Genomic DNA, 25,027 nt, shown 5'->3' with positions numbered 1-25,027 from the left:
TGCGCCACTTATTCCCCTCTTTTAGAGGGGGGTGCAAGGGGGGTGTCAGATTGTTGCTTTATGAAAACGAATGGTTCCCTATTCCGTAGCACCTGCAGTCCTGCTAACCGCTGTAGTCCCGATGAAGAATCGGGAGCTGCCGCTTTTATCAGGTTTATTTAATTTTGGACTGTGCTTCTTAGCTTTTGTATATCGCCTAAACCTAATTTTTGATAAAAACTGATCCCAAAATCATATCATCCTAAAAATCTTTCCCCTACAATCATAAAAATCCTATTCTAACACACTTTATCTTGAAATCCTGCAAAACACACTTTAATCTTGAAATCCTACAATCTTAAAAATCCTATTTTAACACACTTTATCTTGAAATCCTGCAATCTTAAAAATCCTATTTTAACACACTTTAATCTTGAAATCCTACAATCTTAAAAATCTTATTCAATGTCATTAATTAGCATCATCAGTAAAGATTTCGATATACCCGATCAACTTTCCGAAAGCCAGTTACGCGCTGCAATGGTCGATGCTTTTGCTTACCTCATTGATAACGATTTCCCAAAACTCATCCAGATATTATATAAGGCAGATGTAGATCAGTATAAATTAAAAGAATTGTTAGAGACGGTAGAAGGGGTTAGTTCTGCCGAAATAATTGCTGATAACTATATCGCGCGTCAGAAGGCCAAAATAGAAACCTGGAAAAAATATAGTCCGAAAAAGGATTAGGGTGTTTCTTCCTGCGAAGGATTAAAGCGGTTGTACATATTCATATCAAAAAACGAAATGGAATTAATTTTGTCTGCTTTTAGTACAAGGTCGGTTTTCAATTCATCTGTATTCGCTACAGAACCATCTTCAATGTAACTGGCATACACCGTTAAATATTGCGTGGTAAAAACCAGTTCTTTATCGTCAGCTTTGCGGTAACCGCTAAAGGCAGGGGTAATGCGGATGTAACTTGTGGTAAATGGTTTTGGCAGTTCTTTCACCCAGCCAATATAAAATTTGCCGCTATCCATGGTAAACTGTAAAAGGTGTGCGTCAAAAAAAGATGAGCTTAATAACAATTCAAATTCATTTCCAGAAGTAGCTATGGCTTTTTTAATGGCCTTAAGGCGGTTGATAAAAAGATTCGCGATTTCTGTGGCGCCTACAGCAACCAATAACGATAAGCTCGTGGTGCCAAAATAAGGCGCGTGGATGGGAAGCAATTTGCTGAGCTGTTCAACAGTTTCGGGCCAGATGGCAATAAAAAATGCCCTTAATATAAAACATGCACCAAGTAATAAGATGCCAGCAAAAGCAGAATTTAATAAGATACGCTGACTTTCGAGCCGGTATTGAACGTACCGCAGGTACCTGAACCTGATTAATATATAGTAGCCGCCTACAAGAGGGAATAAAAGTAGGTTAAAAGGCATCTATAAGTTATTTCTTATTTTTATCTTTTTCTATTTTTTTGAAGATATTCGATTGCATTAATGCGCCCACCATTTGGATAACCCTTGGCTGTGCAAAAAAATCAGGACTTTTAATGTAGAGCTTTCCGCTGCTATCGGCATGGATAATGCCATCAAATTCGCTGTGTTTTCTCATATATCAAATTTACATATATTTTTTAAATATCTGAAAAACAATATTTAAGTAGAAAAAGTTTAGCTTTGCATCGATCTGTTTTAAAGCACTTTTGGTTAAACCGGAAGTAGAAAAGCCATATAAATTAAAATTCTTTATTTAGGCTTGTAAATCAAAAATAAAATTAGGATATTTGCATCCTCTAAAATAGAGGTAGAAAGACTAATAGGAAATGTCATAAGCGTTGTTGCCAGCAAATTGCAAGAATGTTCTTGATGCTTTCACACAAATAACTAAAAATAATATTCAAATGAAACCATCGAAGCATTAGCGAGATAGCTTCATCACAATTAAAAGAAAATAAAAAACACGATGAAAAAAGATTTGCACCCAACAAGCTACAGACCAGTTGTTTTTAAAGACATGTCTAACGAATATGCTTTCTTAACAAAATCTTGCGTAGATACTAAAGAAACAATTAAATGGGAAGATGGTAACGAGTATCCTCTTTATAAATTAGAGATTTCTCATACTTCACACCCTTTTTATACTGGTAAAATGAAATTGGTTGATACAGCAGGACGTATCGATAAATTCAAAAACCGTTACGCTAAGAAATAATTTTAGCTGTAAAAAGCATTTTTTGAAGTCCCTTTGCCAAAAGCATCGGGACTTTTTTTATTTTTGCAGCTTATGACAATCAATCTTTTTGATGATGCCAGCTGGATGTCCCTACGTCCGCTTACTTTTACCAGGCCTGTGGCCAATCTACGCATAGGTATTTTAACCATTGCAGAGAAATGGGCCAAATATTTAAAGGCCGATTTTGGCTTTCAAACCCAGGATTACCTCTCTGCAAAATTTGCAACAAAGCCTCAAGCCAATTTATTCATAAACGGTGCTGTTTGTCCTGATGAAGACTTGCTCAGTGCCGTTACGGCGCTCAAAACAGGAGAATTCTTATCTGCTGGAGATGATGTTTTGGCTTTTTGTTGTAGCGAATCATTAACTTATCAACAGGCTCAACAGCAGTTAAAACCGATTGAATATCAATTGAATTTTACAAAGATTGTTTATCCTGAGCACATTTTTGGCCATAATCCGGCTGAAATCAGAAAAGATTTTAAATTGTTAACCGAAGGACGCAGCTCTGCAAAACTAAGTGGTACCAACCAATTGCTGGGGGAGGATATTTTTCTGGAAGGAGGTGCAAAAGCCGAATGCAGCGTATTTAACAGTACTTTTGGACCAATTTATATTGGTAAAAATGCAGAGGTTTGGGAAGGTTCTTTAATCAGGGGTTCTTTTGCGCTTTGCGATAATTCATCCATAAAAATGGGTGCTAAAATATATTCAGGTACTACAATAGGTCCGAATAGCCGTGCAGGAGGTGAAATTAACAATTCGGTAATCTGGGGCAATTCGGCAAAAGGTCACGAAGGTTATTTAGGTAATTCGGTAATGGGCGAGTGGTGTAATATCGGTGCTGATACCAATAACTCGAATTTAAAAAACAACTACGCAGAAGTAAAACTTTACGATTACGAAAGCAAAAAAATGCGTAACACCAACCTGCAGTTCTGTGGATTGATTATGGCCGATCATGCCAAGTGCGGAATTAATACCATGTTTAATACCGGAAGTGTAGTAGGGGTTGGTACCAATGTTTTTGGTGCTGGTTTACCACCAAACCATATTCCTGATTTTAGTTGGGGAGGTGCAAGTGGTTTTGAAACCTACAGACTGGATAAAATGTTCGGAACGACCGAAAAGGTTTTCGCCAGAAAGAACATAGCTTTTGATGAAACAGAAAAGAATATTCTTGATAAAGTATTTGAATTAACCGAATCGTATAGACGATTTTAAAATAAAACCTGATCTTAAAAGATCAACCAACCATTAAATAATACAAAATGAGAAAAAAGATTGTTGCCGGTAACTGGAAAATGAACTTAGATTACAACGAGGGTGTTTCGTTGTTCAGCGAAATCGTAAATATGGTTAAAGATGAGCGTAAAGGCGATCAGCTGGCTATTATTTGCTCGCCATTTATTCATTTAAACAGCTTGGCAAAATTGGGTGGTAACGATGTTAAAATTGGCGCTCAAAACATTAGCGATAAAGAAAGCGGAGCTTACACAGGTGAAACTTCAGCTAAAATGGTGAAATCTGTTGGTGCAGAATATGTGATTTTAGGTCACTCAGAACGCAGACAGTATTTTGCAGAAAGTGATGAGTTATTGGCTGGTAAAACCAAAACTGCTTTGGCACACGGTTTAACCCCGATCTTCTGTATCGGCGAAACTTTAGATGAGCGTAACAATGGAAGTTACTACGAAGTATTAAAAAAACAATTGGTAGAAGGTATTTTTAGCTTAACCGAAGAAGATTTCAAAAAGATCGTGATCGCTTATGAGCCGGTTTGGGCTATCGGAACAGGCTTAACTGCTTCACCAGAGCAGGCACAGGATATTCACGCTTTTATCCGCAGTGAAATTGAGGCAAATTATGGTTTCAATGTGGCTGATGATACAACCATTTTATATGGCGGTAGCTGTAACCCGGGCAATGCTGCAAGTTTATTCTCTCAAAAAGATATTGATGGTGGCCTGATTGGTGGTGCATCGTTAAAATCACGCGATTTTACAGATATTATTAAAGCATTAAACAGCTAAATGCAATACACTAAAGCAATATTTACATTCAAAGGTATCGAAGACTATCAACAGGATTTGCTCATCAGCGATCTTGCCGATTTAGGCTTCGATACTTTCGAAGATAGTGAGGGTGGTTTTACGGCTTTCGTAATTAAGGATAATTTTAACGAGCAGGAATTAAAAGAACTTTTGGCCAATTATAGCGAAGAATTTGCAACAGATTATACCTTAGAAGATGTTGCCGATGAAAACTGGAATGCCGAATGGGAGAAAAACTTCAGTCCGCTGATTATTGATGATGTATGTTATGTAAGGGCAACCTTTCACGAGCCACAGTCATCATATCCTTACGAGATTGTAATTGATCCAAAAATGGCTTTTGGCACCGGTCACCACCAAACCACTACCATGGTAATGCAGTATATTCTAGCAGCCGATCTAAAGGATAAAAATATCCTCGATATGGGCTGTGGAACCGGAATCTTAGCTATTCTGGCTGCAAAATTGGGTGCTAAAAGTTTAATGGCCATCGATTATGATGATATCTGTTACGAAAGTACCATCGAAAATGCTGCATTAAATAATGTAGATAATTTAAAGGCGCTTTGTGGAAGCAGGGAAGTCATTCCTGATGAGGAATATGATGTTATTTTTGCCAATATTAACCGGAATATCCTTTTAGATCAGATCCACCGTTACGCTGAGGTTTTAAAACCAGAAGGCAAAATTTTCTTCAGTGGCTTTTATTTAGATCCTGATCTCGGAATGATTACTGCTGAATGTTCTAAATATGGCATTAAATACGTTGATCATAAACAGAACGGCGATTGGGTAGCGGCACAGTTTGAGAAAAAATAATGATTGAATTTTGAATGAGTGAATGATCGAATGCTTCAGTTTTCGATGAATTATCATTCAGTCATTCAATCCTTCTCTCATTCAAAATTAATTTATATGCGCATACATTTTATAGCAATCGGTGGAAGTGCCATGCACAACCTGGCCATTGCCCTTCATAAAAAAGGATATCAGATTTCGGGTTCCGATGATGTAATTTTTGAACCTGCAAAATCCCGTTTGGATAAGTATGGCCTTTTACCTGCCGAAATGGGTTGGGATGAAAACCGTATATCCAAAGATTTAGACGCGGTAATTTTAGGTATGCACGCAAGGATCGATAACCCGGAACTGTTAAAAGCGCAGGAACTGGGCGTTAAAATCTATTCTTACCCCGAATATATTTACGAACAGAGCAAAAATAAACTGCGTGTAGTAATTGGTGGCAGTCATGGTAAAACAACCATTACCAGTATGATTTTGCACGTGCTAAATTATTACAAGCGCGATTTCGATTACCTTGTTGGAGCACAATTAGCAGGTTTCGAAACCATGGTAAAAGTTACCGAAGAAGCACCGGTAATGATTATAGAAGGTGATGAATATTTATCGTCGCCGATTGATAGAAGACCTAAATTTCACCTTTATAAAGCCAATGTTGCCGTAATTAGCGGTATTGCATGGGATCACATCAATGTGTTTCCAACTTATGCTGATTATACGTTGCAGTTTGATAAATTTATCAATACCATTGAGTCTAATGGAACATTGATTTACTGTAAAGCAGATGCTGACCTGAATGAAATTGTATCCAATTCACAAGCTAATGTAACCAAAATCGGTTATGGTATTCCTGAACATGAAATCAGAAACGGAATAACTTACCTGCTTCCGGAAGAAACGGCGCTGAAGATCTTTGGCGATCACAACCTGATGAACCTGAATGCAGCCAAACTGGTGTGTAAAGAATTGGATATCAATGAAAAAGAATTTGATGCCGCTATTGCCTCATTTACTGGTGCTGCCAAGCGTTTAGAGGTAATTTCAGCAGATGAATCGACCAATGTTTACAAAGATTTTGCACATTCGCCATCAAAATTAAAAGCTACAATTGATGCGGTTAAAGCGCAGTTTACGGATCGTAAATTAGTAGCCTGTATCGAACTGCACACTTTTAGCAGTTTGAATAAAGATTTTTTGAAAGAATATACCGGTGCAATGGATAAAGCTGATGAGGCAATTGTATTTATTGACATTAAATCATTCGAGCAAAAACGCATGGAACCTTTTTCTGAAGATGATGTGCAACAGGCTTTTGCTAATCCAAAACTGAAATTCTTTAACGATGCTGCTAAGTTAAAAGCTTATTTATTGAGTTTGAATTACAAAGATACCAACCTATTGATGATGAGTTCTGGTAATTATGCAGGTTTCGATCTGCCTGAACTGGCGGCTGCTTTGGAGAAGTGAGACTTGAGATATGAGATTTGATACAGATAACTACCTCTCAAATCTCATATCTATCATCTCAAATCTCTTATTGTGTCTCAAATCTCACATCTAGTATCTCATATCTAATCAAATGAAAAGCATCGGAGATCGCATTAAACAAAGCAGACTGGCCTTAGGATTAAGTCAGGCTGATGCTGCCAAAAAATTAAATATCTCTACCCCGGCTTTCTGCAAAATAGAAACGGGCCAAACCGACCTCAACATTTCCCGTTTACTCCAGATTTCTAAAACCTTTAAAGTACCGGTTGTGCAATTAATCGATGGTCAATCGATAGGGGCAGAGCCTTCTGCAGAATTGGCCGCACTTAAAAAGGAACTGATCGAAAAAGAAGAAGAAATTAATAAACTCCGAAAAAAGGTGATCGATCTATACGATAAACTCGGAATATAAAATTTGGTCTGCTGCTTGTTAGGCCGACTAATTATCATAATAAAGATATTAAATAGAATAAAATTCATTTTTATTGTAAATATTTTGAATTTTATTCTAAATATTTCTAGCTTTATTGAATGGTAATCGAAAACAATTTTAGTCTGGATCATATCGATCTGGCTATACTCAAACTCATGCAGGATAATGCCCGGATCTCGAATGTAGATTTAGCCAAGGCATTGGATCTTGTTCCTTCAGCTGTGCTGGAACGCGTAAAAAAACTCGAGAAAAAGAATGTAATTACCGGTTACAATGCCAAAGTAAATCCTGTTGCAGTTGACTTAAAGTTATTGGCTTTCATCTCCATGAAATCTTCGCAAAGTTTCAGTTGTAATGATACGGCCAGCGAACTGGCAAAAATCCCAGATGTACAGGAAGTGCATGTAATTGCTGGTGATGATTGTTTCCTGGTGAAAGTGAGAACGACTGATTCTGCATCATTAATGGCTTTATTACGTGATGAATTTAGCAAAGTTCCCAATATTTTATCCGTTAAGACAACGATTGTGTTAGAAACGGTAAAAGAGCAGCAACAATTGGTAATTCCTCAAAAATAAAGTCATGACAAATTTAAATAAAACGGCATCTCCGGTAATGGTTTACCTTGCCTTTGCCATTGTATATATTGTGTGGGGTTCTACCTACTTTTTTATCCAGAAAGCACTGGCCGGTTTTCCTCCTTTTATTTTAGGTATAGTGCGGTTTACAATTGCAGGCGTTTTGTTATTGGGTTGGTGCAAGATAAAAGGTGAGCAGATTTTTAACCTAAAAACCATTAAAATTGCTACGGTAAGCGGGATTTTAATGTTGGGCTTAGGGAATGGCATCGTAATTTGGGTCGAGCAGTTTATACCAAGTGGTTTGGTAGCCATTATGGTGGCATCGGCAGCAATATGGTTTGTGATTCTGGATAAATCGCACTGGAAAGAGAATCTGAGCAATAAATATATCGTTTCAGGTTTAATCATTGGATTTTTAGGGGTTGTGCTCTTGTTTGGCGATCAGATTAGGCTGGCGCTTGATAAACCCCAAAGTAACCTACAGATTATTGGTATGGTACTGCTGGTTTTTGGACCAATTGCCTGGGCTGGGGGATCGCTTTATTCAAAATATCACCCCACTACGGAGAGTTCAGTTTCAGTAAATACAGGCTGGCAAATGTTAATGGCGAGTTTGGCTTTTTTACCCGGGGCATTCGTGAAATCAGAATTTAAATTACTGGATTGGAGTAGTATATCGCTGGATGCCTGGTTATCCATTATCTACCTGATTTTATTCGGTTCAATTGCGGCGTTTAGTGCCTATGTGTGGTTGCTGAAAGTGCGTCCGGCTACGCAAGTGAGTACTTATGCTTATGTAAATCCTGTGGTGGCGGTATTATTGAGTTTAACTTTTACCAATGAGGTAATCGGGCTTACACAGGTAATTGGCTTGGTGATTATTTTAGGAAGTGTGTTGTTGATTAATCTTCCGAAGTATAAAAGTGCGTAGGTTAAACTTAAACGTCATTTCGACTGAAGTGCAGTCCCGAACGTTCGGGATAGAAATGTGCTGCATAGGGCTTAGAAGTTTAATTGATCCGTGTTTTCAGTGAATCGGTGGCATGAAAATAAAAAAGGTTCGTGGCGACACGAACCTTGGCGAACAAAAGTTTAAGTTACATTTCCCCGTGTTTCCGTGAATCAATGGCAGGAAAATAAAAAAGGTTCGTGGAGACACGAACCTTGGCAAGTGACTAAGCCATGAGGTTAAAAGACCTTGCGCATCGTTAAATGCTTTTTGCCAAAGGTTGCACCAGTAGCTTTATGGATGGCAATCATCTGTTCGTTAAAGTCACCTACCCAGCTCAATTCGAGTTCTTTGTACTGGTTTTTAGGTAATACATACTCTCCCAAACGGATAAAGAGGACTGATTCTAAACCATGTTTCTGGAATTTAGGTTTAGTACCCATCACAATGGCCCTCATGCGGGTAACGCCCACCCAGCGGCGGTACGCGAATTTTAATTTTTCTATTAAACCTAATTTACCATCAAAGCCCTTAATCATCTGGTTGGCATCAGGAATCAATACCACAAATGATGCTGGCTCTCCATTAAAATAGGCAAACTGGATCAAATGTTCATCCATAATGGGTTCCATGCTTTTAAAGCTTTCCTCAAGCGTTTCCTTTTTAATGGGAACAAAGTTTTCGAAATCCTGCCAGCCATCGTTATAAATTTCCATCAAATCGTTAATGTATTTGCTGGCATTTGCCTTGCTGAAATACTCGAAAGTGTAACCGGGTTTATTTCTTACCCAATTGGCAATTTTGGTAAAACGTTCAGGGAAAGGAATGGTAAGGTTAATGTGGTTGGTTAACTGTTCATATTCGGTAACAAAGCCATATTTTTCGAAAAACTTTTGATAGTAGGGAAAGTTATAGTTCATGCCAAAAGAAGGAGGAGTGAATCCCTCAACCAACAGACCCCAAAAGGTATCATTTTCGCCAAAATTAATGGGTCCATCCATGGCTTTCATTCCATTTTCAGTTAACCATGCTTTAGCGGTATCAAATAAAAGAAATGCCGCTTTTTCATCATCAATGCATTCAAAGAAACCCATTCCACCAGTTGGTTGATCGTAATGATAGGCTTTTTTCTCATTGATAAAGGCTGCCACACGGCCGATAAGCTTGCCTGCATCGTCTTTTAAAACCCAGCGGTTACATTTACCATGTGCAAAAAAGGTGTTTTTTTCAGGATTAAAAACATTCTCTACTTCGCTATCCAACGGACAGATCCAGTTTTTATCGTTTTTATATAAGAGCTTGGGCGTATTTAGAAAGTCTTTTTTTAATAATGGATTATTTACCGGTATAACTTGCATGGGCACATTTTAAAATTAAAAAGCATCCTACCAAGCGGGCGGATGCTTTTTCAAATATATGTTTTTTAAATATTAATAATCGTCGTCGTCATCGTCGAAGTTATCGAAGTTGTCAAGGTCATCTAATGGCATGTCAAAATCGTCATCATCGTCGTCCTGAGGCTTCTTTTTCGTTGTTTGAATATCGTCATCATCTTCAAGATCATCATCTTCGTCTACCTGTTTCTTGGTAGTCGGCTTTGTTGGGAGTTTCTTTGGCGCTTTCATAACACAAAAATAAAAATTGCTTTTATAGTTTAAAAATACAAAAAAAACTTTTTTAATAACAACCTGTAAGCAAAGAAATTAAATTATTTATTCAACATTTTCACCAACTGTATTTTCCTCTTTTACAATGTCTTTTAATTGTGGAAGCTGGTTAAGGTTATTTAGACCGAAATAATCCATAAATAATGAACTGGTACTGTAAAGGATTGGCCTGCCTGGTGTTTCTGCCTTTCCATCAATACTAATCAGCTCTTTTTCAAGCAGGCGCTGCACCGAGTAATCGGAATTTACGCCCCTGATCTGTTCAATTTCGAGTTTGGTAATTGGCTGGCGATAAGCAATAATGGCCAGGGTTTCCATAGCAGCCTGACTTAGTTTTTTCTTCGACCGGTGTAACTGTAGCTGGTTAACGGTTTCGTGGTAATCTTTTTTGGTCAGAAATTGATAACCGTTGTTTAAATAAACCAGTTCGATTGCAAAGTCTTCGTGACTGTATTTTTCTTTAATCTGTTCTATACTTTCGAATACCTGTGCTTCGATAAATTCTTCATTAAAGATAGCATTGAGGGCAAGTATGATTTCCTGCACGCCTATACTTTGACTGGAAGAAAATACAAGGGCTTCGATGTGCCTGGTGATGTTTTGATTGGGCATATACAAAAATAGAATTTTTGGGCATAAAAAAAGCGGTCTCGCTTTTAAAAACAAGACCGCTTTCAACACACAAATGAAACCTGAATTAAGATATAGTTTTAGGTTAGGTTATTAAATATCTATATCAATTCTATAAGAACGTCTTTGATAAACACTATCGTTTATTTCTAACACAAGTTTAAGGCTAAAGAAGGTTCGATCAAGGTTCTATTTAGTGAGTGGTATTAATAATTGAGTAAACGGTAAAATTTCTATTTTAACGGTATAGAAATGGATACTGTGGTACCATTTGTAGTGTTTTGCCGCACGTTTAAGTGTATAGGTTTTGCTCCAATCTGCCCTAAAAGGTGTAATCTTTCTTTTGTGAGCTGCATACCTTTACTAATATGGGTTTCCTTTTTATCCTTTAAAGAATTGTCAATGCCTATCCCGTTATCGATAATTTCGATGTTTAAATAAAATTCGTCCTGCAGTTTAATGTTGATCTGGATTTCGCCACCGGTTTCTTTTGGCATAATGCCGTGCCATATCGCATTTTCTACATAAGGTTGTAACAGCATAGAGGGTATAAAGGTTTCTTCTCTATCAATATCTTCGTCGATATTAAAAATATATTCCAGTTTATCACCAAAGCGGTTTTTCTCCAGTTTTAAATAAAGATTCAAGTATTCTAATTCTTCTTCTAATGAAATATAGCTTTTCGTACAGATTTCGAGGTTTTTTCTGATTAATCGCGCAAAACCAGTTAAAACTTTATTTGCAGAGGCAGTATTTTGTGTATTAATATAATGTTGAATGGAATTCATTACGTTAAACACAAAATGCGGGTTCATCATGGCCTGTAGCGCCTGCTGTTCGAGCATTAATACCTTGTTTTTGAGTAATAATTGTTCCTGCTCCTTATCTTTTTGCTTGCGTGTGATATAAACGGCCACTTTATAGAAGATATATGCCACCAAGAGGATTAAAATGGATAAAAACCAAAGACTTTGCCAGAAATGTTTTTTAATGGTGAAAGATATTTTTGCCGATTCGCCCCAGTTGCCATTCTGACTTTTGGCACTCACCTCAAAAACATAATCGCCGGATTGTAATGAAGAGAAATCCAGTCGCCTGGTCCTTGTTTCTATCCAGGGCGAATTTTCATTTAAACGATAACGGTAGGTAATATCACTGGTGGTAAAATCAACCGCGCTAAAGGTGAACAAAATGGTGTTGTTACCCGTTTCGAAAGTGAAATTGCCCTGATCTACCGGTAATCGTTCGTTATCTTTAATGATAGAGGTAACATAAACTTTAGGTAGGTTTTTAATGATATTTTTATTGTTGTATTTGAATAAAATTAAGCCTTTATTGGTGGCAAAATACGCCGTACTATCGTCGATAAATAAACTATTGATATCGTCACTCAACAGATCTTTGCCATAATCGAAATTAGCAACACTAGGCTGGTTGGGGTAATCAGCAATTTTATTAACGCCTTTATTAGTTAAAACCCATATCTCGCTATTTTTTACGAATATTTTTGTACAGATGTTATTGGTCAAGCCATCTTTTTGGGTAATCTGGCGTGTAATCTGACTGTTTTTATAAAAAATCAGCCCATACCCATCAGTGGCTAAAATCAGCGTACCATCAGGGAGCTGCTGAATGTCGTTTATCCTTTTGGTAAGTAGCGGATGGTTCTGGTAATGTTTGATCAGTTTTCCTTTATAAAACTGAGACAAACCATTAATGTTCGAAAACCATAAACTGCCTTCACAATCATAAAAAACGTGGTAGGAGCGGTCTTTAAAAAAATCTTCTTTTTCGCGGTATTTAGCAGCGTTAAACTCAAATTTGTTCTCTCTATCTGATAAGAAAACTACTCCTGATGACAGGGCCAGGGCAAGTTGGTTGTTGTTTTCGCTTATGCTGAAGTGTTTGATCACAAACATGGAATTGTTCGATTCCTTTAAATAACTTACTTCATCACTGCCGTTGTAAATGTTTTTAAAAACACCCATTCCATAATCAGACGCAAAATAAATGGATTGATCTTTTGGATCGAATGTAATCTGTTTAATGGTTTTATATTTCTTAAAATCATCGAGGCCAATTTCGTTAACCTGATAATTGTTGATACTTATTACATCGATTACAGCATCATCAGTACCGAGCCAAAGGCGGTTTTTGCCATCTTTGGTGATGCTTTTGATGACATTACTGCTTAAGCCCGATTCAGCATCGATAATAGAAAGTCGGTTATTCGCATTGGGCAGCATGTAAATCCCCTGGTTGGTTGCAAACCATATATTTTGGTTATTATCTTTAATCACCTGGTTTACGGCAATATCTTGAAGATATTGAACAGTTTTTCCATTTTTATCGAGGGCAAAAGCACCGTTTGCATTTGATAACCAAACTTCCTTACTGGTTATATCGTAATAGAAATAGCCTGACATGTTTTTGATCAGGTTCTGCGGAATGGGGATCAGATCGTTAATGGTTCCATGCCTGTATTGCTTCAGTCCGCCATTATCCAAATAAAATAATGAACGGTGGCTGCTATTGGTTGCGGTCATATAAGAAAGTGGCTGTACTTTTGATTTGATCATGGAAAAAGTTTTTCCATCAAATTTCTGTACGCTTAAATCACTATAAGCAAATATGTTTCCCTGTTCATCCTCGTGGATAAAAGCATTGATGAATTTATCATTCTGATTAGGAGAAATATATTTTTTAATCGTTTTTCCATCCCAGCAAACAATCAGGTTGGCGTTGGTGCCGAGCCAGATCCTTCCGGATTTATCAACAAGGAAGGAAACAATTACGGTGTTGAAATTTAGCTTTTTAAGCAGTTCATCGTTATCCTGGTTGTAAAATTTACCTTCTTTAAGGTAACTAAGTTGACCATTCAGTGCAAAAAACCATAAACGTCCATCTTTATCCTCTTTCATCTGGAGGATCTGCGTATCGGGTAGGCCATCTTCGATGGTGAAATTCTGAAAATTTGTTCCATCAAAACGACTCAATCCATTATCTGTTGCAATCCAGATAAAGCCTTTTTTATCCTGTAAAATATAATAACAGTTGTTGCTGGCCAATCCATTTTTCGAATTGTAGTGAGGGAGATAAGTGGTTTGGGCAAAGGTATTTTCTGCGCCAGAAAAGGTAAAGATCAGCAATAAAAAAGCAATAAAATTACGGCTGAAGTTGAGCTTCAGAGTAGCTTTTTGAGCTAAAAATAACGCTTTTTTATGTGGATTAATGATCACTGTTTGCTTTGGTAAATAATTTTATTTTTTCAAAAAAATCGCTTGCCCTTCTTCTCGAAATGTTGATGCTTTCACCATTTTTCAGGAAAACCTGAAGTCCGTTTTTAGAATTATATTCTTTTAAGTGGTTGAGGTTGATGATACTCGATTTGTGAATCCTTACAAACTGATCGCCTGGTAAAAGTTCTTCAAACTCCCTTAAAACTTTCGAAACGGTAATTTTATCGTGGTTATTTAAGTGTACGATAGAATAATTACTGTCTGCCTCGATGTAAATAATATCATCAATATCGATCATTTTAAAGCCCTGCCCATAGGGTAAGGTAAGCTTCCTGATTTCGGTTCTTGAACTTAAACTAGAGGCAAGATTATTGATTCTTTCATCGTTTTCATTCTGACCTTTAAACAATTTAATGTGCTGAAAAACCTTTTCTACAGCTGTTTTAAGCTCGTCGATATCAATTGGTTTCAGCAAATAATCGAGTGCATTGGCTTTGATTGCTTTTAGGGCATACTGATCGTAAGCTGTGGTAAATATAACAGCTGCATTGTGTTTTTGTGCATCGGGGATCAGGTCGAAACCATTGCCCCCGGGCATGGCAATGTCCAGAAAAATTAAGTCTATAGGATGATGTGCTAAAATATCCTTCGCTTCAGCAACCGACCTTGCTATGCCCGTAATTTCTACCTGTGCACAGTTCTGTTGCAGTAAAAAAAACAATGATGATCGGGCAAACTCCTCATCATCAACAATAATGGCTTTTAGTGTAGTCATAGTTATAGGTTGGTGAATGTATTAAAATGCCTTTACAAAAAAAAATGCAAATAGAAAAAACCAGTGTTCTGATTGTCACGTATGTATCATCAAACGAATTCAAAACCACTAAACATAGATTACTATGAAAAACAATGAACTAGAAACAAAAAATGAACTTCAAGATGAACGTTTATTAAACAGCACTGTGGGCAGAAGATCTTTTCTTCAGTATGCAGGTGCTAGTGCTGCAGCTATTGCATTGGTTGCGGCAGGTTGTAAAAAAGACCGTGGCTACGAAAATCCAACGATGGATGGAGCAACATTAGATTTTAAAACTGATGTAGGTGTATTGAATTATGCTTATGCTTTGGAACAATTAGAAGCTGCATTTTACATTAAAGTTGCTTCTGCACCACCTGCAGCATTTACAGCTGCCCAGAAAGCATATTTTCAAGATGTTCAGTTTCATGAAATTGCACACAGAGAATTCTTTAAAAAAGCATTGAGTACTGCAGCAATCGGCAGTTTAGAGGTTGATTTTTCAAGTATCGATTTTACAAGTGCTTCAGGTGTTTTAGCTGCAGCTCAATCATTTGAAGATTTAGGTGTTGCTGCTTACAATGGTGCTGGTGTACGCATTACTACTACTGATTATCTTGTTTTGGCAGGTAAAATTGTTTCAGTAGAAGCCCGTCACGCTGCATGGGTTAGAGATCAGATTTCTAATGGAAGTTTTGCTGATTTAAATAGCTTAACAGCATTAGGAGCTAGTAATTCAGCAGGATTAGATGGAGCCTTAACACCAGATAAAGTTTTGGCAATCGCTGGAAAATATGTAAAAACCAAAATTAACGTAATCAACCTTTAATCTTTAAAACTCAACAATCATGAATATCTTAAATATATTAGACGAAATAGAAAAAGTGGACGGCGAGATCTATGAAAGATTAAGTCCGCGTAGATCAGCAATGAAAGATTTTTTCAATGTTGGTAAAAAAATATCAATGGCAGCATTACCGCTTGCTTTGGGTTCAATGTTCCAAAAAGCTTATGGACAAACTAACCCTAGTACAGTTAATGATGTATTAAATTTTGCATTAGCATTAGAGTATCTTGAATACAATTATTACAACCACGCTTTAACAAATTCTACCATCACTTTCCCTACTTCAGCTTCAAATGCAGCTATCACTACGATTAGAGCCCATGAAAGAGCTCACGTTGATTTATTAAAAAGTGCATTACAAATTACAGGTGCTGATGGTTATGTAGATGCTGATTTCGATTTTACAGCTGGAGGAGCGTTTGGAGATGTTTTTAGTAATTATCAAACTTTCTTAAAAGTGGCCTTAGCTTTTGAAGATACTGGTGTACGTGCCTATAAAGGACAAGCGCCGATTTTAAAAGGCAATGCAGTTTTAACTACCGCTTTACAGATCCACTCAGTAGAAGCCCGTCACGCATCGCATATCCGTCAAATGGTTGCTGCTTCTCTAGGTGTTGCTTTAAAACCTTGGATCAGTTATGCAGCTAATGGTAACGATACCGGAATTTCAGCAGTTGATGCTGTTTATGCAGGAGAACAAAATACAATGCAGGCTGGTATTGAAATTAATGGATTGGGTGGAGCTTCACAAACTCAGGCAGCAGAAAGTTTCGACGAATTTTTAACTGGTGCAGCTGTTAAAACAATTGCAAACCAATTTATCAAAACCGGTAAAAAATTAGCTTAAAAAAATATTTACATTATTGATTAGGTAATGTTTAGTTTAAGGTAGGGAGGTAAAACTTGGTTTTACTTCCCTTTTTTGATCAGGATTTATAGGATTGTTTGATTTTCAGAATCGGTGAGTTGCAATGAAGGTTTTTTCATTCATGATGCATGCGTTCATAATAAGAATCTAAACATCTATCAATATTCTTTTAGGAAACCCTGCTACTTATCGTTCAAAATTGGTCATTGATCATTTTCAACCTTTTCCATCCCACATCTTCCATTTTACATCCCTTAATACGTAATCACCTGCTCTTCTAAATGCTCCGGTAAATCCCTGTAGTTGTATTTCTGTCCGCGTAACTGTGGTTCGAAACCTGCAGCTTTGATTGATTGCTGGATACCATTTGCGGTAAAACGGTGTGGTGCACCAGCGGCCGATACTACGTTTTCTTCAATCATGATCGATCCAAAATCGTTTGCACCTGCATGTAAACACAATTGTGCGGTAGTTTTTCCAACGGTTAACCAGCTGGCCTGGATATTTTTGATATTAGGCAACATGATGCGGCTCAAGGCAATCATACGGATGTATTCATCGGCAGTTACGGTGTTGCTGATTCCGCGAAGTCTTTTTAATAAAGTACCATCGTCCTGGAAAGGCCATGGAATAAAGGCTAAAAATCCATTTGCATCAGCAGGTTTTTCGCTTTGTACCTGACGGATCCAAACCAAATGCTCAAAACGTTCTTCGATGGTTTCAACATGGCCGAACATCATGGTTGCAGAGGTAGTGATATCCAATTGGTGACAGGCACGCATCACATCAAGCCATTCCTGTCCGCCGCATTTACCTTTAGAAATTAAACGCCTTACACGGTCGTTTAAAATTTCAGCACCAGCACCCGGCAGCGAATCCATTCCCGCTTCTTTAAGTACTTTTAATACTTCAGTGTGCGTCATGCCTTCCAGCTTGGCTACGTGTGCAATTTCCGGCGGACCTAAAGCATGCAATTTTAAATCAGGATATAATTCTTTTAATTTTTTGAAAAGATCGGCATAAAAGGCCAAACCCAAATCGGGATGGTGGCCGCCTTGTAGTAACAATTGATCACCTCCCAAACGAAAAGTTTCTTCAATTTTTACCTTATAGGTTTCGATATCCGTAATATAGCTCTCATCGTGACCAGGCCTGCGAAAGAAATTACAGAATTTACAATTTGCAATACAAACGTTGGTGGTGTTTACATTACGATCGATCTGCCAGGTTACTTTGCCACTGGGTACTTGAATTTTTCTTAACTCATTCGCTACAAACATTAAAGATGCAGTATCGGCATGATGGTATAAATGTACCCCTTCTTCGAGGCTTAAAAAATCAAAATGTAATGCCCTGTGTAGTAAATCGGCTGTATTCATAATACAAAGATAAAGAAAAGTCCTTAGTCGCGAGTCCCAAGTCGTCAGTCTTTAGTAAAAGATTGTTGTCTTTAAGAGGTAATTTTTCGCACGTTTTGTTTTTTTATCTTCCCTCTTACATTTTCCATCTTCCAATTTCCCTTAAAACAATATCTTTACGGTTCTAAAATTAGATATGGTAGATTTTAATCGTTTTACACTGGCCAATGGGTTAAAGGTTTTAGTACATGAAGATGCTACAACCCCAATGGCAGTTTTAAATATTTTATATGATGTGGGCGCCCGTGATGAGGACCCGAACAAAACCGGTTTTGCACATTTATTTGAACATTTAATGTTTGGTGGGTCGGTTAATATTCCTAGTTACGACGAACCTTTGCAGAGGGTAGGAGGCGAAAACAACGCTTTTACGAGTAATGATATTACCAACTATTACATTACGCTACCTGCTGAAAACATCGAAACTGCATTTTGGCTGGAAAGCGACCGGATGTTAAGTTTAGCTTTTTCTGAAAAAAGTTTAGATACGCAAAGGAATGTAGTAAGCGAAGAATTTAAGCAACGTTACCTTAATCAGCCTTATGGCGATGTTTGGTTAAAATTGCGTCCACTGGCTTATAAAAAGCACTCTTACCGTTGGGCAACCATCGGAAAAGAGCTTTCGCACATCGAAAATGCCACTATGGATGATGTAAAAGCATTTTTCAAAAAACACTATACCCCACAAAATGCCATTTTGGTAGTGGGTGGAAATGTGAAAACGGAAGATGTGAAAAAACTGGCCGAAAAATGGTTTGAGCCCATTCCGGCTGGTGAGAAATATGTACGCGATTTGGTTCAGGAAGAGCCACAGACTGAAGCCAGAGCAGAAACTGTAAAGGCAAATGTACCGCTTAACGCCATTTATATGGCTTTTAAAATGCCGGGACGTTTAAATCAGGATTATTACGCTTTTGATTTGTTATCTGATATTTTATCCCGAGGACAATCTTCTCGTTTATACAACAGTTTGTTGAAAGAGCAGCAGCTTTTTAGCGATATCAATGCCTATATATCCAGCAGTTTAGATCCGGGTCTGTTTATTGTAGAAGGTAAACTGGTAGAAGGTGTTACTGTAGAAGCTGCAGAAAAGGCCATCTGGGCAGAACTGGATAAAATTAAAGCAGAACCTGTTTCGGCTGCAGAATTAACTAAGGTAAAAAACAAGGTAGAATCGGTACTTGTTTTTTCTGAAATGAGCCTGTTGGATAAAGCAATGAACCTTGCTTACTATGAGCTATTGGGTGATGCTGCTTTATTGAACCAGGAAACCGAAGAGTTTTTAAAAGTTACAGCAGAAGATATTCAACGTATTTCTAATGAAACTTTCAGTCAAAATTCATCATCAACTTTATACTATTTAACCGAAGAAAATGCTTAACAGAGAACAGGCGCCTGATTTTAAGCAGGTATCGACTATAAATTTTATCCATCCAGAAAAAAAAGCACTGGATAATGGTGTTCCCGTTTTTACCATTTATTCTGGCGAACAGGATTTAGTGCGTATCGAATTTATTTTCGAAAATGTAAACTGGAAACTGGAGAAACCATTGCAGGCCATTGCGGTAAGTGCTTTGATCAATAATGGAACGAATAAATTAACCTCTAAGGAGATAGCCGAGCAGATTGATTTTTATGGGGCGTTTTTTCAAACGGAATACGTTCAGGATCAATCATCAGTTACACTTTATACGTTAAACAAACACCTAAAGTCGGTTTTGCCTATAGTGAAAGATGTTTTATCAGAAAGTCAGTTTCCACAGCAGGAACTTGATATTTATATCCAAAACCAGAAACAAAAACTGCAGGTAAACCTAAAGAAAAATGATATTCTTGCGAGAAAAGAGTTTGCGCATGCTTTATTTGGTGATACCGCTTATGGTGTAAATATACAGGCTGAACATTATGACGCGTTAAAACGTGAAGACCTGATCGAATATTTTAAAGCAGCTTATGCACCGAATAACTGCACCATTATTGTTTCCGGAAAGTTTGATGAGGCAAGTTTTAATTTGCTGAATGATGCATTTGGTAAAGATTGGGAAAAGAGTAATGTGGTTAAAAACAGTTTTGATTTCGCTGCAACTGCAAAACAGACTATTTACACCGAAAAACCAGAAGCTTTACAGTCTGCTATCAGGATTGGTCAGCTGGCCATTAACCGCAAACATGAAGATTTTTCGGGACTACAGATCTTAAATACCGTTTTAGGTGGCTATTTTGGTTCGCGTTTAATGAACAATATCCGTGAAGATAAAGGTTATACCTATGGCATTGGCTCGGGCATTTCATCATTGCAGCAAGCTGGTTATCTGTTTATTTCTACCGAGGTAGGTGCTGATGTTTGCGCTGCGGCTTTGACCGAAATTTATAAAGAAATAGACATCTTAAAAAATGAACTGATAGGGGAAGAGGAGTTGAACCTGGTTCGTAATTATATGCTGGGTTCGATGCTGGGGAGTTTAGAAAATGTTTTTTCGCATGCCGATAAATTCAAGAATATTTATTTTTCGGGACTGGATTACGATTATTATACGAGGTATATCGAAAAAGTGAAGACCATTACTGCCGAAGAATTGTTGGCGTTGGCTAATAAATACCTCATTAAAGAGAACTTTACGGAAGTAGTGATTGGGAAGAAATAATTGCGAACAGCATAATTAAAAAAGTCAGGTTTTTAAAAACCTGACTTTTTTTTAAAACTACCTGTACTGGCATAAATATGCCGTTTGTACAGTCGTTTTTACCTTAAATGATGAATTTGCAGGAACCTCGAATTTATTGCCCGCTTTAAAACTTTGCCATTCGGTGGCCTCTGGAAGTAGGGCTTCTAATTCACCTTCTATAACTTGCATAATTTCTTTTTGAGCAGTACCAAAGGTATATTCTCCTGGATTAATAATGCCAACGGTCGATTTTCCATCGGTGGTTTCATAACCCAAGGATTTTACATTGCCATCAAAATATTGGTTTTCGGTAATCATAATTATAAGGTTTTAGCTAAAACAGCTTTTTGTTTATCGGCCTGATAGATTTTTTTATAAAAATCTACATACTCACCATATTTTTCTGGTGGGTACTTTTTATTGTTCATGGTTTGCGTGCGGTTATACACAATCATATTGTCTTTTACACTGAATTTAGCGCTGTACGACCCAAACTCCGAAGTAATGGTAATATCTTTAGGGATAAATTCTACATTATAACCCTTTGGAAGGATATAATTGATTTCGTCATCATCATTATAGCTAAAAGGAACGGCAAAATAGGTTTTTCGGTTCTCTACTTTAAGCGGTACACTTTCGCGACGGTTGATCTGGTTTACGACCAGAAATAATTTATCGCCACCTTTGGTTAATATCGGATTGGTTTTAAAATTGATCTCTTCTGTAAGCACAGGAACTGTTTTATCTGCCTGCAAATACTTATAACTGCTTAGCGCTGCAACCGGAATAGGACTATCTTCAATAATTCTTTTCCTCAGTTCAACAGGTTCCATCAGTGTCATTGGAAAATTTTCTTCAAACTGGGCATTGGCATAAGTAGATCTGATTTCGGAATCTGCTGTACCATCTTCGGCCAGTATAATCTTGGTTTTTCTAATCTGGTAGTTTTCCTTTGCATTATAAACAGGGGTATGTACAATTTTACCTCCGTTTTCGGTAACCATCAGTACATTTCGGTCAGAATTACTGTAACCAATAAAACCCATAGGTTTGTACTGACTGGTGCACTCTAAAAAGGTAGTATCCTTCTCGAGTGGCACACATAAAATCATGTGATTGGCTTGTCCCATGCTCGAATAATCAGGGTTTAGGCTAGGCATATCATTTCCAATTACGATTAAGTTTGAAGCGATACCTGCCTCGTTCAGCAATGCTTTCATATAATTAGAGAGTGCTTTGCAATCACCGTAGTTTACCTGTGCCACTTTTTCGGCTAAAATAGGCCTAAAGCCACCAATACCCAGCTGAACACTTACATAACGGGTATTCTGCTGTAAATGGTTGTATAGGATTTTGATTTTCTCTTTCGGCGTTTTGGCATCTTTAATTAAATTCTGAACCATCAATCTGGTTGTTTCCGGAAGTTTGTTCCCGCCTAGGTTCAGGGTATATAACCATGATCCGAAGTTTTTCCAGTTATCAAAATTCCCTGCAGAACCATCATATTCGAATTGATTAGGTGAAGCTTTAACCCATGCCGCAATGTTATCTATCCCCGTGCTTAGCGGTTCATCTGCCAGGGCTGCAACATTGGTACTTTTCCATTTATACTGTATTTTTTCTCCGTTCAGCACCGAGTCTGTTTGTAAATTACGACTCGTGAGGTACCTCATTTTATAATTCTTGGCCTTTTGGATAGTATAGGCTGATTTTTCTACCGATACGCCAAAGCCTTTTAAATCATGCCACGAAGGAAAAGAAAGCAAGCCGTTATAATCCTGGCTATAACTGTATTCGATGGTATATGGATAGTTTAAACTTACAAATTTTAAAAGCTTAAGCCTGTTGTCTTCAAATATCGAAAAATCAGAGATCAGGCTTTGATCTTTTATATCCGAACTTTTATAATCCTTTATCTTTTTGCCTGTAGCATCGTAGAGTGTTGCTTTGATGTTATAGATGCTGCTAAATTTATCATAAACCTCTGCCATTTCTCCATATTGATCGCCTGCCTTATTCAAAATGGTCATCGCTACTTTATAATCCATTTTTGCAGCTCCCAATCCCTTAACATCAAAAAAAGATTCTTCATTCCTGATCACCACAACTGCATCTTTTTTCAGGCTTTCCGGAATTTTTGCCACATCGTAATCTGTTTGTGCAAATGCGGTATTAAAGGCTGTTAGCCCAAGCGCTAAACTTAAATAATATCTCATTATCCTTTCTTTTTAAATACAATCTGCTCGGCCTGTTTTTCTACCACGGTTTTAAATAATTCTTTCAGATCGAAATATTCTTCCGGCGTATAAAATGATTTATTTACGTTAATGCTGCTTTTTACCATCAGGGTTTTGCCTTCTGCAATATAGTTAATGGTAAAGGTTCCGTTATCTTCGGGAAGCTTGAAAATACCACCTTTAGGAAGTTTGTCAATTTCATAATCTTCAGGGAAGTTTACCGTAATGCGGTAACTCTCTTTAAATGGGTAGGCAAAATCAACAGGGAATTTACGCTGCTCCAGTTTAAATAAATTCTCTTTTGTTCTTTCGAAAAGGAGTGGAGTAAAGTACACCAGGTTGCCGGCTTCTTCCACATTATCTTCAATTACCGCATCCATACTTTCGCTCAATAATTCGTCTAGGTTATCAAGGTTGTCGATTTTGTAAGCGGAAACCTCAAGGCCCGTTTTATCCTTTTTAAAACCTTTTATAAACTCGGTTTCGTTATTGGTGGTCCTGTATTTATTGCGCAGGTTTAAAGCCGCATAACCTTTAGAATACTGGTTAATTTTTCCCGACAGTTTATGCTCTTTATCAAGCACCATATTATACACAAAAATCTTTTCGCTCGGTACATTAGGTTCGGTAGAAAGCCATTTGCCATCGTTGTTTTTTAAATCCATATAAAAGCCCTGGTGGCTCAGGTTTTCGTAATCCAACATTCCGGCCGGTAAATCTTTATCTGTTGCATCAAGATAATAAAGTGTATTGCCGATCTGCGTAACAGCGATTACATTGTTAAATGCGGAGATTAACGGATAACCGGGGTGTGTGCCATTATCTCTTGTACTGATCAGCACCGGATAGGCTTCAATTTTTGCCTCTTTCAATAAACCCAGCAAAGCCAGGTTAATATCGCCTGATGATCCTGTTTTCTTTTCAAAGAGATTTTTAGGATTTGTTTCGTTTGAATATTTCGAATATTGCTTATTCCATTTTAAACTGCTTTTAACATAGTTGAAAATAAGTTTAACGGCTGTTAATGTATCTTTTTCTCCTTTCAAAATACCAGGCAGAACCGATTTTGCATAACCGTTACGGTTAATGTAACCGCCAAAGTTTTCATCCTGGGCCAGCTCATTGATGATTTTGGACCATGAACCATTATAATCATGATATACATCCCCGGGAAAGTTGGTTGCCCTTAATTCAAATTCAATCTTTGGGTTATAGTCATCCATGGTGGTTACATAAGGCTCATCTTTTAAAGCAGGAATATTCGCCGCACAATATTTATCGTATACTGCGTTTGAATTTACACCCGGTACATAAGAAGCACTGATATTTTGGTGAAGCGGATGATCAACCTGATAATAACCGCTCATGTTGGTTTTATAAGTCAGGTATTCTGGTATCCTTACATTATATTCCGACCAAAGAGTAGGAACACTCGACTGAAAGCGCCAACCGCGTAGTGTAAAAATAAAATCAGATTTAATTTTATACTTAAACTCGATGATCGAACCTTCCTTTACATTAGGAAGTGCAAACTTTTTAATCACATAGTTTTTGTTAAACTCTTCGGTAAATTTGGCATCCTTGTTAAGTTTGCTGGTCACCATTTTACCATCAACCATGTTATAGGTTGCTGCATCCATGTAGTTGAGGTCTTCTTTTGCCGAATTGCTGTTTTTATAAAGTTCTACTTTAAAATTGGCAAGGTCATAGCCGTTTTTGTTTAAAATCTTGTAACGGATATGTCTTTCAAAAACATAAACAAATCCACCTGATGACGGACCTATTTCAAAATAGCAGTCGCCAACATCAAACAGTTTGATAGCTGAAGCCGAAGAGTCTTGTCCCGAAGCTTTGGTTTCGAATTCTGCCGGAGCAATTTTGCCAAATTTAAATTCTCTTTTTACGGATTGGCCCGTTTGGGCATAGAGGGTACTAACCCCAATGCATAGCATTAAAGTCAGAAATCTGAGAGCATTTTTCTGCATTATTTAAAATAGTTTTTTGGTTAATGCAATTATAAAAAACATTCTCCGAATTATTTTAAAATAATTTTAGGGTCGATTTAAATAGTGTATAGGTAAGAGCAGGGTGGATTTTAAAAAGAAAAGCGATTAATACATCCAGGCGGGGAAT

General features: G+C 37.4%; 24 protein-coding genes. 13 read left to right on the top strand and 11 right to left on the bottom strand.

All coding sequences use genetic code 11. The annotated features are described in order from the left end of the window. Positions 1-444 precede the first annotated feature (444 nt). Positions 445-729, top strand: a complete 285-nt coding sequence (locus tag H9L23_RS13030) for a hypothetical protein (protein WP_187595360.1) — start codon at positions 445-447, stop codon at positions 727-729. Here the strand turns inward: H9L23_RS13030 and H9L23_RS13025 are convergent. Together H9L23_RS13025 and H9L23_RS13020 are read right to left on the bottom strand one after the other, a co-directional pair. Further along, positions 726-1,424, bottom strand: coding sequence for a hypothetical protein (locus tag H9L23_RS13025; RefSeq protein WP_187595359.1), 699 nt, complete (start codon positions 1,422-1,424; stop codon positions 726-728). The two genes, H9L23_RS13030 and H9L23_RS13025, sit on opposite strands and share 4 nt — an antisense overlap. A 7-nt stretch (positions 1,425-1,431) precedes the next feature. Next, complete coding sequence (locus tag H9L23_RS13020) at positions 1,432-1,599, bottom strand: hypothetical protein (RefSeq protein ID WP_187595358.1); 168 nt, start codon at positions 1,597-1,599, stop codon at positions 1,432-1,434. A 351-nt stretch (positions 1,600-1,950) separates the two neighbouring features. Between H9L23_RS13020 and H9L23_RS13015 the strand changes: the two genes are divergently transcribed. The 8 genes from H9L23_RS13015 to H9L23_RS12980 all read left to right on the top strand — a co-directional run bounded on the left by H9L23_RS13015 (position 1,951) and on the right by H9L23_RS12980 (position 8,508). Then, positions 1,951-2,199 (top strand): type B 50S ribosomal protein L31, encoded by a 249-nt coding sequence (locus H9L23_RS13015; protein WP_025142617.1) that lies wholly within the window; start codon positions 1,951-1,953, stop codon positions 2,197-2,199. 72 nt (positions 2,200-2,271) lie between these two features. Next, complete coding sequence (locus H9L23_RS13010; protein WP_187595357.1) at positions 2,272-3,444, top strand: putative sugar nucleotidyl transferase; 1,173 nt, start codon at positions 2,272-2,274, stop codon at positions 3,442-3,444. Positions 3,445-3,491: 47 nt separating this feature from the next. Continuing rightward, positions 3,492-4,253, top strand: a complete 762-nt coding sequence (gene tpiA / locus H9L23_RS13005; protein ID WP_187595356.1) for a triose-phosphate isomerase — start codon at positions 3,492-3,494, stop codon at positions 4,251-4,253. Further along, on the top strand, positions 4,254-5,093 hold the full coding sequence (prmA, locus tag H9L23_RS13000) for a 50S ribosomal protein L11 methyltransferase (RefSeq protein WP_187595355.1): 840 nt from the start codon (positions 4,254-4,256) through the stop codon (positions 5,091-5,093). 96 nt (positions 5,094-5,189) lie between these two features. Further along, positions 5,190-6,542 (top strand): UDP-N-acetylmuramate--L-alanine ligase, encoded by a 1,353-nt coding sequence (locus tag H9L23_RS12995; RefSeq protein ID WP_187595354.1) that lies wholly within the window; start codon positions 5,190-5,192, stop codon positions 6,540-6,542. A 112-nt stretch (positions 6,543-6,654) separates the two neighbouring features. Then, on the top strand, positions 6,655-6,975 hold the full coding sequence (locus tag H9L23_RS12990; RefSeq protein WP_187595353.1) for a helix-turn-helix domain-containing protein: 321 nt from the start codon (positions 6,655-6,657) through the stop codon (positions 6,973-6,975). Between the two features lie 119 nt (positions 6,976-7,094). Continuing rightward, positions 7,095-7,574 carry an Lrp/AsnC family transcriptional regulator gene (locus tag H9L23_RS12985; protein ID WP_187595352.1) on the top strand — a complete coding sequence of 160 codons (480 nt, stop codon included), beginning with the start codon at positions 7,095-7,097 and terminating at the stop codon, positions 7,572-7,574. Positions 7,575-7,578: 4 nt separating this feature from the next. Continuing rightward, positions 7,579-8,508, top strand: coding sequence for an EamA family transporter (locus tag H9L23_RS12980; protein ID WP_223191072.1), 930 nt, complete (start codon positions 7,579-7,581; stop codon positions 8,506-8,508). A 257-nt stretch (positions 8,509-8,765) separates the two neighbouring features. On the opposite strand, the gene H9L23_RS12975 is transcribed toward H9L23_RS12980, so the two are convergent. The 5 genes from H9L23_RS12975 to H9L23_RS12955 all read right to left on the bottom strand — a co-directional run bounded on the left by H9L23_RS12975 (position 8,766) and on the right by H9L23_RS12955 (position 14,837). Beyond that, positions 8,766-9,884 carry a GNAT family N-acetyltransferase gene (locus tag H9L23_RS12975; protein ID WP_187595351.1) on the bottom strand — a complete coding sequence of 373 codons (1,119 nt, stop codon included), beginning with the start codon at positions 9,882-9,884 and terminating at the stop codon, positions 8,766-8,768. Between the two features lie 72 nt (positions 9,885-9,956). Next, a complete protein-coding gene (locus tag H9L23_RS12970) occupies positions 9,957-10,151 on the bottom strand; it encodes a hypothetical protein (RefSeq protein WP_187595350.1) in 195 nt (64 codons plus the stop codon). Positions 10,152-10,238: 87 nt separating this feature from the next. Beyond that, complete coding sequence (gene scpB / locus H9L23_RS12965) at positions 10,239-10,805, bottom strand: SMC-Scp complex subunit ScpB (protein ID WP_187595349.1); 567 nt, start codon at positions 10,803-10,805, stop codon at positions 10,239-10,241. A gap of 251 nt (positions 10,806-11,056) precedes the next feature. Next, positions 11,057-14,062, bottom strand: a complete 3,006-nt coding sequence (locus H9L23_RS12960) for a two-component regulator propeller domain-containing protein (RefSeq protein ID WP_187595348.1) — start codon at positions 14,060-14,062, stop codon at positions 11,057-11,059. Beyond that, positions 14,052-14,837 (bottom strand): LytR/AlgR family response regulator transcription factor, encoded by a 786-nt coding sequence (locus H9L23_RS12955; RefSeq protein WP_187595347.1) that lies wholly within the window; start codon positions 14,835-14,837, stop codon positions 14,052-14,054. The genes H9L23_RS12960 and H9L23_RS12955 overlap by 11 nt, the downstream gene beginning before the upstream one ends. A 124-nt stretch (positions 14,838-14,961) precedes the next feature. Between H9L23_RS12955 and H9L23_RS12950 the strand changes: the two genes are divergently transcribed. Together H9L23_RS12950 and H9L23_RS12945 are read left to right on the top strand one after the other, a co-directional pair. Further along, positions 14,962-15,687 (top strand): ferritin-like domain-containing protein, encoded by a 726-nt coding sequence (locus tag H9L23_RS12950; protein WP_187595346.1) that lies wholly within the window; start codon positions 14,962-14,964, stop codon positions 15,685-15,687. A 19-nt stretch (positions 15,688-15,706) separates the two neighbouring features. Continuing rightward, positions 15,707-16,552 carry a ferritin-like domain-containing protein gene (locus H9L23_RS12945; protein ID WP_187595345.1) on the top strand — a complete coding sequence of 282 codons (846 nt, stop codon included), beginning with the start codon at positions 15,707-15,709 and terminating at the stop codon, positions 16,550-16,552. A 275-nt stretch (positions 16,553-16,827) separates the two neighbouring features. On the opposite strand, the gene H9L23_RS12940 is transcribed toward H9L23_RS12945, so the two are convergent. Continuing rightward, on the bottom strand, positions 16,828-17,952 hold the full coding sequence (locus tag H9L23_RS12940) for a CofH family radical SAM protein (protein WP_187595344.1): 1,125 nt from the start codon (positions 17,950-17,952) through the stop codon (positions 16,828-16,830). Positions 17,953-18,127: 175 nt separating this feature from the next. Here H9L23_RS12940 and H9L23_RS12935 point away from each other — a divergent pair, with 175 nt between their 5' ends. Together H9L23_RS12935 and H9L23_RS12930 are read left to right on the top strand one after the other, a co-directional pair. Continuing rightward, positions 18,128-19,372, top strand: a complete 1,245-nt coding sequence (locus H9L23_RS12935) for a M16 family metallopeptidase (RefSeq protein WP_187595343.1) — start codon at positions 18,128-18,130, stop codon at positions 19,370-19,372. After that, positions 19,365-20,636, top strand: a complete 1,272-nt coding sequence (locus H9L23_RS12930; protein ID WP_187595342.1) for a M16 family metallopeptidase — start codon at positions 19,365-19,367, stop codon at positions 20,634-20,636. The genes H9L23_RS12935 and H9L23_RS12930 overlap by 8 nt, the downstream gene beginning before the upstream one ends. Positions 20,637-20,693: 57 nt before the next feature. On the opposite strand, the gene ppnP is transcribed toward H9L23_RS12930, so the two are convergent. From ppnP to H9L23_RS12915, 3 genes are read right to left on the bottom strand one after another with little or no spacing between them, the layout of a single operon-like run. Continuing rightward, positions 20,694-20,975: a pyrimidine/purine nucleoside phosphorylase gene (ppnP, locus tag H9L23_RS12925; protein WP_187595341.1), complete on the bottom strand. Its 282-nt coding sequence runs from the start codon at positions 20,973-20,975 to the stop codon at positions 20,694-20,696. A gap of 2 nt (positions 20,976-20,977) precedes the next feature. Further along, positions 20,978-22,873, bottom strand: a complete 1,896-nt coding sequence (locus H9L23_RS12920; RefSeq protein ID WP_187595340.1) for a DUF3857 domain-containing protein — start codon at positions 22,871-22,873, stop codon at positions 20,978-20,980. Beyond that, a complete protein-coding gene (locus tag H9L23_RS12915; RefSeq protein WP_187595339.1) occupies positions 22,873-24,879 on the bottom strand; it encodes a DUF3857 domain-containing protein in 2,007 nt (668 codons plus the stop codon). Before H9L23_RS12915 ends, H9L23_RS12920 begins: the two co-directional genes overlap by 1 nt. Between the last annotated feature and the right edge of the window lie 148 nt (positions 24,880-25,027).

Source organism: Pedobacter roseus (genome assembly GCF_014395225.1).
Lineage (GTDB): Bacteria > Bacteroidota > Bacteroidia > Sphingobacteriales > Sphingobacteriaceae > Pedobacter > Pedobacter roseus.
The sequence above is the reverse complement of the archived record's forward strand: the minus strand, read 5'-3'. Positions and strand labels throughout refer to the sequence as shown.